This is a genomic window from Corallococcus sp. CA041A, assembly GCF_003612075.1.
GTDB lineage: Bacteria > Myxococcota > Myxococcia > Myxococcales > Myxococcaceae > Corallococcus > Corallococcus exiguus.
In genome coordinates, this window is sequence record NZ_RAWF01000283.1 from 1 (window position 1) to 12,505 (window position 12,505).

12 protein-coding genes are annotated in these 12,505 nt (G+C 70.5%); 5 read left to right on the forward strand and 7 right to left on the reverse strand.

What is annotated here, in order from left to right:
- Together D7V77_RS45835 and D7V77_RS34890 are read right to left on the reverse strand one after the other, a co-directional pair.
- Nucleotides 1–1,504: GNVR domain-containing protein (locus tag D7V77_RS45835; RefSeq protein WP_120580591.1), on the reverse strand; the 1,504-nt coding region annotated here is incomplete at its 3' end.
- The gene (locus tag D7V77_RS34890; RefSeq protein WP_120580592.1) at nt 1,501–2,622 is read right to left on the reverse strand and encodes a polysaccharide export protein; all 1,122 of its coding nucleotides are present in this window, start codon (nt 2,620–2,622) and stop codon (nt 1,501–1,503) included. The genes D7V77_RS34890 and D7V77_RS45835, both read right to left, overlap by 4 nt.
- A 249-nt stretch (nt 2,623–2,871) precedes the next feature.
- Between D7V77_RS34890 and D7V77_RS34895 the strand changes: the two genes are divergently transcribed.
- Nucleotides 2,872–3,825: a GNAT family N-acetyltransferase gene (locus tag D7V77_RS34895; protein WP_120580593.1), complete on the forward strand. Its 954-nt coding sequence runs from the start codon at nt 2,872–2,874 to the stop codon at nt 3,823–3,825.
- Between the two features lie 26 nt (nt 3,826–3,851).
- Entirely contained in the window at nt 3,852–4,718 is an 867-nt protein-coding gene (locus tag D7V77_RS34900) for a hypothetical protein (protein WP_120580594.1), read from the forward strand.
- Between the two features lie 4 nt (nt 4,719–4,722).
- On the opposite strand, the gene D7V77_RS34905 is transcribed toward D7V77_RS34900, so the two are convergent.
- Nucleotides 4,723–5,895: a zinc-dependent alcohol dehydrogenase gene (locus D7V77_RS34905; protein WP_120580595.1), complete on the reverse strand. Its 1,173-nt coding sequence runs from the start codon at nt 5,893–5,895 to the stop codon at nt 4,723–4,725.
- Nucleotides 5,896–6,063: 168 nt separating this feature from the next.
- On the opposite strand from D7V77_RS34905, the gene D7V77_RS34910 reads away from it, so the two are divergent.
- Both D7V77_RS34910 and D7V77_RS34915 read left to right on the forward strand, forming a co-directional pair.
- Nucleotides 6,064–6,906: a helix-turn-helix transcriptional regulator gene (locus D7V77_RS34910; RefSeq protein WP_233597419.1), complete on the forward strand. Its 843-nt coding sequence runs from the start codon at nt 6,064–6,066 to the stop codon at nt 6,904–6,906.
- A gap of 45 nt (nt 6,907–6,951) precedes the next feature.
- Nucleotides 6,952–8,178: a hypothetical protein gene (locus tag D7V77_RS34915; protein ID WP_120580597.1), complete on the forward strand. Its 1,227-nt coding sequence runs from the start codon at nt 6,952–6,954 to the stop codon at nt 8,176–8,178.
- A 4-nt stretch (nt 8,179–8,182) separates the two neighbouring features.
- Here D7V77_RS34915 and D7V77_RS34920 read toward each other — a convergent pair whose 3' ends face one another.
- The 3 genes from D7V77_RS34920 to D7V77_RS34930 form a co-directional block, all read right to left on the reverse strand.
- Nucleotides 8,183–8,587 carry a hypothetical protein gene (locus D7V77_RS34920; protein ID WP_120580598.1) on the reverse strand — a complete coding sequence of 135 codons (405 nt, stop codon included), beginning with the start codon at nt 8,585–8,587 and terminating at the stop codon, nt 8,183–8,185.
- A 66-nt stretch (nt 8,588–8,653) separates the two neighbouring features.
- The gene (locus D7V77_RS34925; protein ID WP_172814576.1) at nt 8,654–9,976 is read right to left on the reverse strand and encodes a hypothetical protein; all 1,323 of its coding nucleotides are present in this window, start codon (nt 9,974–9,976) and stop codon (nt 8,654–8,656) included.
- Between the two features lie 58 nt (nt 9,977–10,034).
- Complete coding sequence (locus D7V77_RS34930; RefSeq protein ID WP_120580599.1) at nt 10,035–10,913, reverse strand: ATP-grasp domain-containing protein; 879 nt, start codon at nt 10,911–10,913, stop codon at nt 10,035–10,037.
- A 217-nt stretch (nt 10,914–11,130) separates the two neighbouring features.
- On the opposite strand from D7V77_RS34930, the gene D7V77_RS34935 reads away from it, so the two are divergent.
- Nucleotides 11,131–12,159 carry a serine hydrolase gene (locus tag D7V77_RS34935; protein WP_120580600.1) on the forward strand — a complete coding sequence of 343 codons (1,029 nt, stop codon included), beginning with the start codon at nt 11,131–11,133 and terminating at the stop codon, nt 12,157–12,159.
- Nucleotides 12,160–12,165: 6 nt separating this feature from the next.
- Here D7V77_RS34935 and D7V77_RS43970 read toward each other — a convergent pair.
- A partial coding sequence (locus tag D7V77_RS43970) for a hypothetical protein (protein ID WP_158624548.1) occupies nt 12,166–12,505 on the reverse strand: 340 nt, incomplete at its 5' end.

The following is a 12,505-nucleotide window of genomic DNA, read 5'->3' on the forward strand; positions in this document are numbered from 1 at the left end:
CGCGGCGGGGGCCGGTGGGGACGCTGGCGAGGACGGGCACCGCGAGCGCGGACTCCAGGGCCGCGGGGTCGGTGACGCCCGGGTGCAGTGACTTGCTCGCGAAGGCCAGCGCGACGCCGAACGCCAGCCCCAGCACGATGCTGACCGCGAACACGTCCGGCTTCGCTGGGCGCACGGGCAGGCGCGTCACCACGGGCACGTCGATGATGCGCGCGTTGGTGATGGTGCTCGACTTGAGCACCCGGTACTCCTGGGCCTTGTTGTTCAGCTGGAGGTACAGCTCGTTGGCCACCTTCACGTCGCGCGTGAGCTGGGCGGACACCCGCTCCGCGTCCGGGATGCCCTTGAGCCGGGTGTCCAGCGCGGTGCGCTCCGTGCGCAGGCGCGCCAGCTTGCGCTCCGTGGCCAGGAGCAGCGGATGGTGCTCGGTGAAGCGCTGGCGCAGCTCCGAGCGCTCCATCGCGAGCGTGGAGATGTCCTTGTCCAGGTCCGCGCTCCGGTTGAGGACGGCCTGCACCTCCAGCCCCAGGTCCACGCCGCCCTTGCCGGCGCGGTAGTCGCGCAGCGCGGCCTCCGCCTGCTCCAGGCCCTGGCGCAGGCCGGGCAGCTGGCTGTCCAGGAACGACAGCGTGCGGCCCGCGTCGTCGCTGCGGCGCTCCACGTTGGAGCGCACGTACGTGTCCGCGATGGACTGGAGCGTGGTGGTGACCAGCACCGGGTCGGGCCCGTCCAGGGTCAGGTTGAGCACGCCCGTGCCGGCGCCCTTCTCCCCCATTCGCAGCGTGCGCTGCAGCTCCTCCACCACCGCGAGCTTCGAGCGGCGCATCACCTGGAAGCGCGTCCCAGGCCGGGCGTGCAGCTCGGTGACGAACAGCTCCACCTCGTGCGGCGCGCGCGCTTCCGTCTGGGCGCCGGTGCCCACGGTGCCGTTGAGCACGACGCGGCCCTCCGGGCCCCACAGCGTGTACGCGCCGTCCGCCTTCGCCACGAGCGTGAGCGGCAGGTCCTCCCACTCCGCGGGCACGTTCAGCCGCTCCACCTGGAGCGTCTCCCCGCCCCAGGCGTACGAGGCCCCGCCCCACCACGGCACCGCCGCCAGGTCCGGGCCCGTGTGCGCCCGGGCATGGGCCGCGCCCACCACCGGGAAGTAGCGGGGCTCCACGCTCACGCCCAGGTGCAGCGCGTCCGCCACGCGCCCCAGGAGGGCCCTGGAGCCCAGGACCTCCATCTCAGGGGCCGCCTGGCTGGGCACGTCTGGAATCAGCTCGTCCAGCTGTCCCAGGCTGCTGCTCTTCTGCTCGATGCGCAGGATGGCATTGGCCCGGTACACCGGCGTCGTGGTGAGCAGGTACAGCCCGCCCAGGGCCAGGGCCAGGGCGACGGACGCCGCGATGGTGCCGCGGCGCTCCCCCAGGATGGCCAGATACCTGCCCAATCCCAACTCATCATCCTGCGTGCCGGGGCCTGGGCGGGGCGGCGTCACGCGTTCGGGGGTGCTCGTCATGGGTTGTCGATGATGATGGTTCTGTCTCCGATATCCACTGCCTGCCAGAGCAGCTGAACTGTTGGCTGGATTTGCTGGATGATGCGATTCCAGCGCGTCAAGTCGTGCGCGGAGACGAAGATGACGTCGCGAGGTTGTAATTGGAACTGAGTCGCCAGCAGCAGCGCGTCCGGCGACTTCGCGTCCAGCTTGAAGATGTAGGGCCGCTCGAAGCTGCCGCGGATGACATACACGCGGCCCGGGTTGGAGGTGAGCGGGTCGAAGCCCTCGGTGTCGCCAATGGCTTCCGCCAGCGTCATCCGTCCCTTCACCATCACGCGCGAGGACGGTTTTCGGACCTCGCCCAGCACGAAGACCTTGTTGCGGCTGCGGTCCGCCACGTTGACGATGTCGCCGTCCTGGAGCAGCCAGTTCTGGCTCACGTCCCCCTGTTCGTAGAGGGCCTGCAGGTCGAGCGTGAAGGTGGTGCCGCCCCGGCTGAGGGTGACGGCGCGCAGGTCCGCCTCCGTGGAGAAGCCCTTCGCCTGGGCGATGGCGTCCTGCACGCGCAGGGGCACGTCGGTGACGGGCAGTGTGCCGGGGGCCACGACCTCGCCCGTCACCTGGACCTTCTGGCCGCGGAAGCCCACCACGCGCACGTCCAGCTGGGGCTTCTCGATGACGTTCGCCAGCCGCTGCGTGAGCAGCTCCCGGATCTCCCGCAGCGTCTTGCCCGCCACGGGGAGGTTGCCCACGTGGGGGTAGAACATGGTCCCGTCCGCCGCCACGGGATTGCCTACGGCCTCCGCGGGGCGGAACTCGCCGGCGGGGATGGTGAGCTCCGGGTGGTCCCACACGATGACGCTCAGCACGTCGTGTGGCGTCACCCGGTAGTCATAGTCCGTGGCCACCCGCGCCAGCGGATCCACCAGGGGCGCGGGCCGCGCCTGCCGGCGCTCCTCCATCTGGTGGCTGAGGAGGGACGCATCGATGGGGAGGATTTCGTAGGCGCCGTCCGCGCCGGCATCTGCCTTTCCCGCGTAGCGCTCCCGGAAGGCATCCTCGTCCATCTGCATTCCCGGGCCCCAGGCGCATGCGCTCAGGCAAGACACCGCGGCCAATAACAGGACGTGTTTCATGGGCGGGCAATCTTCCGAAGGAAGCGTGCGAGCGTAAGCCCGAACAATGCCAAATGTCTGGAAGACGCTACGCCTCGCTGGCGAGGTGACACATGCCCTGCCCTGGGGGGCTGGAGTGGCGCGAAGCGCTGGAATCAGGACATCCGCGCTGCACCCCGGGGGGCGGTGACGGACCCCGGATCCATTCACATACCCTCAGGCTGTCTCGGGCGTTGTCGGGCCCGCTCGTTTCCGCCCGGGGGGGAACCCATGAATCCAGTGGCACCGTGGAGAGCCGTCCTCGTCCCTGACGGAGGCCAACGCGCTGTTTCGTCTGACTACTTCCGCTCCGAGCAGCACCTGCGCGCGGAAGGGGTGACGCACAGCCTCATCGTGGAGGATGGGGAGGGGCGGGCCCTCCGGGTGCCGCTCATCGTGCGGCCCATCGAAGGGACGCACTACCGGGACGCGGTTTCTCCGTATGGGTTTCCCGGGGCGGAGTTGAACGGGCTCTCCGAGGTGCCAGTGGACGGAATCGACTGGCGGGGCACGGAGCTGGTCAGCATCTTCCTGCGCGACCGCATTGGCGGGCCGTACTGCTTCGCGGGCGGCCGGCTGCGCACGGAGGTGTGTCTCATCGACCCGAAGCTGCCGGTGAAGTTCCGCAGCGACCACGGCGCGGACATCCGGCGCAACGCCCGGCGCGGCTACGTCAGCGCGGCGGTGCCGGTGAAGGACTCCACGCAGGAGCAGCGCGAGGCGCTCAAGTCCATCTACCGGCAGACCATGGACCGCAACCAGGCCGGGGAGCGGTACTACTTCAGCGAGGACTGGTTCGAGGAGGTCTTCACCTGCCCCTTCGCGTGGCTGGTGACGACGCGCGCGCCGGACGGGGCGGTGGCCTCCTCCGCGCTGGTGGTGCTGAGCGACGGGCTCCTGCACAACTTCATTGGCGGCACGGCGGACGCGTACCTGGTGCACTCACCGGCGAAGAACGAGTTCCCGGTGATGGTGGAGCTGGCGGAGAAGCTGGATGCCTCCGTCCACCTGGGTGGCGGCGTCCGGCCGGGTGACGGCATCGAGCGGTTCAAGCGCGGCTTCGCCAACGCGATGTCCCAATTCTACACGCACGACCTCATCTGCGACCCGGAGGCATACGCACAGCTGTCCCAGGGGCACGCGGGCGAGGACTTCTTCCCCGCCTACCGCGCGCCCCGTTCCTGACGTTCTTGTGTGCCTGAGGGGTTCCCATGGTCCTGTCACTTCCCCAGCTCCGCGATGTCGCGGAGGCCCGCTTCACGTGTCTCACGGAGCGGGAGCTCGCCGAGCGCCGGCGAGAAGAGGGCGTTCGCGTCATCTCCCACCGGGGGCATTACTGGGAGCAGTCGGGGGCGCCCGGCTTCTTCCAGCCGGTGCACCTGCTGGCGCGGCTGACGCCGGACGAGGCCACGCCGCCCACGCCGCTGGCCTGGGGCTACCGCGCGGCGCTGACGCCGGAGACGGCGAACGTCGCCACCGGCAAGGTGCCCGTGGTGCGGCTGAAGGACCTGGACACCTATGACATGAGCCGGCTGAACTCGAACCGGCGCAGCAAGCTGCGCAAGTGCCAACGCACGGTGCGCATCGTCCAGCTCACGGGGCCGTCGCTGCTCTTGGAGCAGGGCCATCCCGTGGTGCGGGACGCGCTGACGCGCACGCAGCACAAGAAGATCCCCACGCTGGACGAGTACCTCAAGGGCCTGCGGCAGTACTTCGCGTCCGACCACTGGTGCGTGCTGGCGGGGATGGTGGACGACAAGCTGGGCGGCTACCTGGACGGCTACATCGTGGACGGTGTCGCGTATGGCTTCAGCGCCTACTACGCGACATGGGCGCTGCCGACGAACATCTCCACCGGCCTCATCTACGAGTTCGCGCAGCTCTGCCGCAGGCTCGGGGCCCGGACGCTGGTGGGCGGACTGCATGCCCGTGAAGCGGCCCAGCTCGAACAGTTCAAGGACGAGCTGGGCTTCGTCGTGGATCCGGTGCCCATCCATTGGGGCATGAACGCGCTGGCGCGCGCCTTCATCCGCTGGCGCCGCCCGCACGCGTACTACCGGCTGACGGGGCAGGCCTGACGGGCTACGGCGTCATCACGACCTTGATGCAGCCGTCCTCCTTGTCGCGGAACTTCTTGTAGAGGGCGGGTGCGTCAGCCAGCCGGGCGCGGTGGGTGATGAGGCGCGTGGGGTCGATGGCGCCGGATTGGATCTTCTCCAGCAGCGGCCGGGTGTAGCGGTGCGTGTGCGTCTGGCCCGACTTCATGGTCAGGCCCTTGTTGACGAAGGCGCCCATGGGGACCTTGTCCAGGAAGCCCACGTAGACGCCGGGCACGGAGAGGCTGCCGCCCTTGCGGCAGCAGTGGATGGCCTGGCGCAGCGCGTGCGGCCGGTCCGTGGCCAGCTTCACCGCCGCCTTCGCCTTGTCGATGACGGCGTCCAGGCTGCCGGTGCCGTGGGCCTCGGCGCCCACGGAGTCGATGCAGCGATCCGGGCCGCGGCCGCGGATCATCTCCTTGAGGGTCTCGTAGACGTCCTGCTTCGTGAAGTCGATGGTCTCCGCCTTGCCCCAGGACTTCGCGAGCGCCAGGCGCTCCGGCACGTGGTCGATGGCGATGACCCGGCCCGCGCCGAACATCCACGCGCTCTGGATGGCGAACTGGCCCACGGGACCGCAGCCCCACACGGCCACGGTGTCGCCCTTCTCCATCTCGCAGTTCTCCGCCGCCATGTAGCCGGTGGGGAAGATGTCGGTGAGGAAGAGGACCTGATCCTCGGTGAGGCCGTCCGGAATCTTGAGGGGACCGACGTCCGCGTAAGGCACGCGCACGTACTCCGCCTGACCGCCGGAGAAGCCGCCCAGCATGTGCGAGTAGCCGAAGAGGCCGGAGGGCGAATAGCCCATCACCTTCGCGGCCATCTCCGCGTTGCGGTTGGAGCGGTCACAGAGGGAGAAGAGGGTCTTCTGGCAGAAGAAGCACTCGCCGCACGCGATGTTGAAGGGGACGATGACCCGGTCGCCCTTCTTGAGCTTCGTAACGCCGGAGCCAATCTCCATCACCTCGCCCATGAACTCGTGGCCCAGGACGTCACCGCTCTTCATGGTCGGCATGTAGCCGTCCAACAGGTGCAGGTCGGAGCCGCAGATGGCGGTGCGGGTGACGCGGATGATGGCGTCGCGAGGGTCTTCAATCTTCGGGTCGGGGGCGGACTCGTAACGGACGTCGCCGTGGCCATGCCAGCAGATGGCTTTCATCAGGTGTGGCTCCTTGGATGGGAAGAATGGCTTTGGAGCAAAGCTGGGGACTTGGAACGTGCACGGCCAACGTTCGAGGGTTGCCGCCGCCTGGCTGGCTGGCGCTCGGAAGGGGTGAATCGGCGTCCCGGGATGCAATGGGACCCCTGGCCGATGCAAAAAGGGGGTGTGACCTCCGCACCCGTCCTCGACTTCGGCCGTTACCTGGGCACGCCCCTTCAGCGAGTGGAGGTGGAGGGGCTCGTGCTCACGGAGAGCACGTATGCACCGGGCGTCCGGTTGCCTTCCCATGGACACCGGAACGCCGGCTTCCGGCTCACGCTGGAGGGGGGCTTCACGGACGTGGTGGAGGGCCGCGCGCGGGAGTGCACGGCCAGCTCGGTCGCCTTCCAGGCGCCCGGGCTGGAGCACGCGCAGCGCATCCGGGACGTGCGCACGCGCACCTTCAACATCGACTTCTCGGAGGCGTCCTGGCGGTCGCGGAGCGCGCTCGTCGCGCGGTTGGATCCGCGGGTGGACCTGACGTCGGTGCGGCTGGCCACGCTGGGGGCGCGCGTGTACCAGGAGTTCCGGCGCGCGGATGACGTGGCGGCGTTGGCCATCGAAGGGCTGACGCTGGAGATGCTGGCGGAGGCGGTGCGCGCGTCGGCGCCGGTGCGGACTTCGGGCCCTCCGGCGTGGCTGGGGCGCGTCCGGGAGTTGCTGGACGCGGTGCGCGGGCCGCCGCCCACGCTCGCGGCGTTGGCTCGGGAGGCGGGGGTGAGCCCGCAGCGGTTGGGGCGGGCCTTCCGCCAGGCCTGGCGGTGCAGCCCGGCGGAGTACCTGCGCCGGTCGCGGCTGGAGCGCGCGGGCAGGGCGCTGCGCGAGACGGAGCGGCCCCTGGGCGACATCGCGCTCGACGCGGGCTACTGCGACCAGAGCCACCTGACGCGCGAGTTCCGCCGGCGTCTGCACCTCACCCCGGCGGAGTACCGGCGGTTGGCGGGACGTGCATCCGGTTCCACGCGGTAGGTTTCGTCCAAGACGGCAGGGGGCGGGCGGTCCTATCTCCTGGCCATGACCCTGCCATCGCATTCCTTCCGCCGCGCCGTGGCGCTCCTGTGTTCAGCGCTGATGTGGACCGCCTGCGCGGGTTCCCGGCCCGTCCCGGCGGCTCCGGAGTTGGCCGTGCGCCGCGTGGACTCCGGACGCACGCAGTGGGTGCTGCGTCCGTCGGAGTCGTACGACGCGCTGTGCCTGTTGAACCTGCTGCGAGGCGACGCGTTCTACACGCGCTTCCATCCGGCGGAGTTCCAGCGCTTCTCCTCGCTGCTGGGGGCGCGGGAGCAGGCCTCGCTCGCGCACCTCACCGAGCGAATGGCGAAGCAGGGCGGCAAGATGGTGGGGCCGTTCCTGACGCTGGTCTTCTCCGTGACGGAGGCCACCACGGTGGAGGACCTGGCGGCGACGGTGGCGGACGATGCCGCGTGGAGCCGGATGCGCGCGGACTTCCTGGCCACGTCGTATGGGAAGGAGGACGGCTTCGCGGAGATGGAGGACGTGCGCGGGGACCTGGGCGTCCTGCTGGCGTTCCTGGAGCGCGTGGAGTTCCCCCGCATCTGGCGGGCGGAGTACCTGCCTCAGGTGGAACAGGCCATCGCGGGGCTGGCGGCGAAGGTGGCGCCGCACGACGTGGTGGGCTGGGACGAAGCGGTGCTGGGCAGGGAGCTCCAGGTGGCGGCGTTGAGCGCGCACGTCCTGAAGTTCGCGAAGCCGCACGGCATCCGGGTGACGGGGTGGAACTTCCTCACGGACGCGACCTATCCCGCGGACGTCACCGTGAAGACGGCGGTGCATGAGCTGCTGCATCCGCCGTTCACGCGCGAGGGAGAACTGGACGCGAAGTTGTCCGCGCTGGAGGCGGACCCCTACTTCCAGCGGCTGGTGCGCGAGCATGACCCCGCGTTCGGCTACACCACGGCGCGCGGCCTGACGGAGGAGGACTGCGCGGAGGCCATCGACGTCTACGTCAGCGAGCGGGAGGGCCTGCTGCGCGACAGGGAGGGCCGTCCGCTCACAGGGGCGGAGTTCTTCCGCGGCCACGATGACGGCCTGCACGTCCTGGCCTTCGTCCTCTACGAGGAGCTGAAGCGCGCGGGCCCTTCACGCGCGGGGACGTACGAGGCCTTCCTGCTGGGCCTGTTCGAACGCGGCGTGCTCGAGCCCGGCGGGTTGGAGCGCCGCTTCCGCGCCTCCCCGGGGCACTACCCCGTGAAGGCGCTGGGCGAAGCGGCGGCTCCGTGACGACTCAGAAGCACTCGCGCGCGTCGGTGAAGGCCGGGCAGTACGTGTCCACGCCATTGCACGAAACGCCGCCGCACACCTTGGAGTTCAGGGGTTGCAGCGTGTAGGCGTTGAAGCCCGTGCAGCTCACGGCCGAGTTCGTCGACTCGCAGAAGAAGGACACGGTCGTAGGCGAGGGACAGTTCTTCCACTGGCCGTCGCACATCACCGCCTGGCCCTCCACGGCCTCGCAGTGGTTGCCCGAGCAGGACACCGACGTCCCGCCAGGACACGACGCCGTGCAGACGGCCATGGCCGTGACCTCGGAGCCTTCCTGGGGCTGGAGCGCTTCCTCCGCCTCCATCGGTCCGCCACACGCCACCGTCTGCAGGCCCAGCACCGCCATCGCAACGAACAGGAGACGCTTCATCAGACTCCTCCGGGTTTAAGTTGGAAAACGAAATATACCGGAAGAGTCCTGCGATTCACCCTGGCATCACGGAGGGGTGTCCTGGGCGGTGGTCTTGTCCAGGCGCTCCTGGAGGGCCTTCCAGCCGCGGTTGCCCGCTTCACGCGCGCGGTCGAGCGTCTCGCCCGCGCCCTGGGCCACCTGCTCGGCGGAGAGCGCCGCCGTGCGCTGGCGCACCCGGTCCATCCAGACGAGCGGGGCGTAGAGCTGCTTCGCCCGCTCCGGGCCCAGCAGCACGGTGAGCACGTGCTCCAGGCCTCCTGCGCGCGCCAGCAGCGTCCGGCCCAGGAGCACCGTCGCGCGGGTCTGCTGGAACAGCGGCAGGCTGTCCCCGTGCTTGCGCAGGGCCTCCGCGTTGTCGTGCACCTCGCGCCGTTCTGTCTCCTCCAGGTAGGGGCTGGCCGCGAGCTTGTCCAGGGACGCCGCAGCCTCTTCGTAGCGTCCGCGCCGGGTGTGGATGAAGGCCCAGCCCCACCACGTCAGCTCGTTCTCCACGCCCAGCGTCTGGAGCGAGCGCAGCCCTTGCTCGATGTCGTCCTCGGCGGCGCGTTCGCGCTTCAGGCCCATGCGGTTCCAGGCGCGCAGGAAGTGCCCGGCCGCGAGCACCGCCTCCCGCGACTGCGCGGGCGTGCCCTGCTGGATGGCGGGGAAGGCTTCAGGTGGCAGGCGCTCCGCTTCGGTGAGGAAGGAGGTCAACTCCTCCTCGGCGGCGTAGTGGTAGCCCGCCTGGCAGAAGGAGACGCCCCGGCTCGCCTGCACCGCGGCGCGCAGGGGCGCGGGCCAGGTGGGGGTGGGGTTGGCGCGCGACAGTTCGTAGAAGACGAGCTCCGTGGCGGGGATGCGGTCGGACTTCTCCGCGGCGTCGAGCGCCAGCAGGACCGCGGCGAGGAAGGCGTGCTCCTGGCCCGCGTCGTAGGACGGCAGGGGCAGGGACTCGCCGGAGGCCCACCGGTTCCACAGCAGGGGGAACTCGTCCTCGTCGCGCGTCTGGAGCGTCTTGCGCGCCTTGTAGAAGGCGATGCCCAGGTCCAGGTACGTGCGGGCCGCCGCGCGCGTCGCTTCGTCGGTGATGGGCTTGTCCGGCAGCGCGCGCGTTTCGGCGAGTGCCTTCCAGAGCATGGCCACCTCCTCCGGGGCCTTGGGGTCCCCGTCCGCGCGCACGGTGAGCTTGAGCGCGCGGTAGGGCACGAGCGCGACGGAGTCACGGAGCCGTTGATCAATCTCCGCGCGTTCCTTCGCGGCGCGCTCGGCGTCCGTCTTCTGGCAGCCGCCGCACGCGGTGAGTCCCACGAGGAGGAGGGCGGCGATGCGGTTGCGCAGCCCCCGGTGTGCACGGACGGAGTCCTTCATGGCCGCGCACGGTAGCACCGGCTCCTCGTGGAGGAAGCCTGCCTCCCCACCGAGGGGGCTAACGCGGATCGAGCAGCGCGGCGAAGAGGTCGCGCGGATCCAACCCGGGCGGCAGTCCGGAGACGCCGCCGTCATTCACCTCCACCACCGCCCAGCCGCCGTCCTCCAGCATCGCCACGTCCAGCGCGAAGAACGGAGAGGGGATGCGGCGGCCCAGCGACTCGAAGGCGGTGAAGTCGGGCACCTCCACGTCGAACTCGTGGTACGGCTCTGCGGCAATCAACCGGCCGCCGCCGAAGAACAGCCGGAACTCCAGGTGCGCGGGGCCCGCGGGCGTCCGGCCGTAGACCTTGAGCGGCAGGTAGCGGCGCACCACGAAGCCGCGCTCGAAGCGGTCGCCGCGCTCGTCGAGCAGGTTCTGGCAGATGCGCTCGAAGTCCTCGCGCGTGGCGTCCGCGGGCACGAAGCACGCCTCCGCCCAGCGCTCCTTCGCGGACTTCACGTGGTCCTTGAGGATGTACGGCGCAGGCCCCAGCTTCCGCGCCAACCGCCACGCCTCCGCCGCGTCCGGTCCCTCCGTCCAGACCGAGCGCGCGGTGTAGCCGGCCAGCCGCGGGTACCAGTGGGGCAGGTAGTGCGCGGCGGCGTACTGCGCAGGCGTCGTCACCAGCCGGTGTCCCAGGGCGCGCACGGCTTCGTCGAGCTCTGTGTACTCCTCCTCCGTGAGCATCCAGCCCCGGTACAGCAGCCGGAGGTGGCCGCGCTCCGGCACGCCCGTGAGCGCCCTCGCCGCGTCGCCCGACAGCAGGGCGGAGAGGTCCGCCTGATACGTGTCCACGCCCAGCGCTTCGGCCGCGTCGGCCTCCACGTCGAACGGATCCGGCTGGTGCGGGTTGCGACCGAACAGGACTGCCTTCACGACAGGGGAAGCGGGCATCCGGGTGGCCTTTCGTCAGGGGAAGGGCCCAGGTGGACGCGAGCACACGCGGGGCCTGACACGGCCACGGCGGGCGCTGGAGGGCGCGGACGCGGGCGGCATGTCGGGACGAAAGGGGGGCCTTCCAGGGGGCGGACGCCCTCGCACGGTGATGCCTGACAGAACCGCATCCGGAAGGCTTGCCTCACCGGGCGGCGGGCCCGTAAAGCGCCACTCCATGTCGAACCCTTCCGACCTCCTCCACGCGGAGCTGCGGTCCTACCTGCGCGGCTACCCGACTGCCTCCGTGTGCGCGGCGATGACGTGGCGGGGCGCGCTGCACGTCGAGGGGCTCCGGGGCAAGGGGACGCCTCCGGCCACGGACGCCCTCTTCTCCCTGGGGGCGCTCACGGAGGTCTTCACTGCGGCGCTCCTGTCGGTGATGGCGGAGCGGGGGGACGTGCGGCTCGACGAGCCCCTCGGGAACATGATTCCCGCGTCGCTCTTGAACGACGAGGTCGCGCAGCGCATCACGCTGGAGCAGCTGGCGACGCACACCTCCGGGTTGCCGCACCTGCCGCCGAACCTGGGCGCGGCGCCCGCGAATCCGGACGACCCGTTCGGGCACTACTCCGCGAGCCTGTTCGGCGAGTTCCTGCGCAACTACCACCCCCGGCAGCCACCGCCGCACCCGTCGTCCGAGTCCTTCCTGGGCATGGGCGTGCTCGGCCACGCGCTCTCCCGGCGCATGGCGCTGAACTACGGGCACCTGATGCGGGACGTGCTCTGCAAGCCCATGGGGCTCGTGGACACCACTGCGCGCGTCACGGAGGAGCTGGCCCCGCGCCTGTTGCAGGGCCACACCGCGAAAGGCAAGCCCGTGCCGCCGTGGACCTTCCCGGCGCTCCCGGGCGGCGGCGCGATGCACTCCACGGTGGGGGACGTGATGCGCTTCCTGGAGACGAACCTGGGGCGGGGCGAGACGTCCTTCACGAAGGCCCTGTACCGGATGCAGGCGCCCCGGGTGAAGGCCGGGTCCTTCCAGCGCGGCCTGGGATGGCACGTGTCCCAGGTGCGAGGGAAGGACGTGGTGTGGCGCTCGTCGGTGATGGGGGGCTACGTGGGCTTCATGGGGCTCAGCATCGCGGCGGACGCGGCCGTGGTCATCCTCGCGGACCACGGCTGGTCGCTGTTCTCCGCGCTGCGGGGGCGCGTGCCCCTGGAGGCGCCGGGGCTCGCGTTGATGTCGCGGTTCCTGCCGCCGTGAGGGGCTTCAGGGGATGGTGAAGCGGTAGAGCTGGAAGCCGCCCGAGGACGCCATCTCGAAATCGCGCACGTTGCGTGGGGCGCCGGTCTCGCTGCGCTGCGCGAGCTTGAAGTCGCCGGTGCCGTTGCTGGCCTGGAAGCGGAACTCGTACGAGCCCGGCTCGGTGGGCAGCGGGGCCGCGGACATCTTGGTCACGGCCAGGTTGGCGAAGCCCGGCAGGGTTTCACCGTCCGGGCGGCGCACGGAGCCGATGGCGCGCAGGAAGGGCGAGCCGCCGGTCAGGATGAGGTACTGGGGGTCCGCGGTGCGCGTGGGCTTCGCCGGAGCGGAGGGGGCCGGGGTGGGC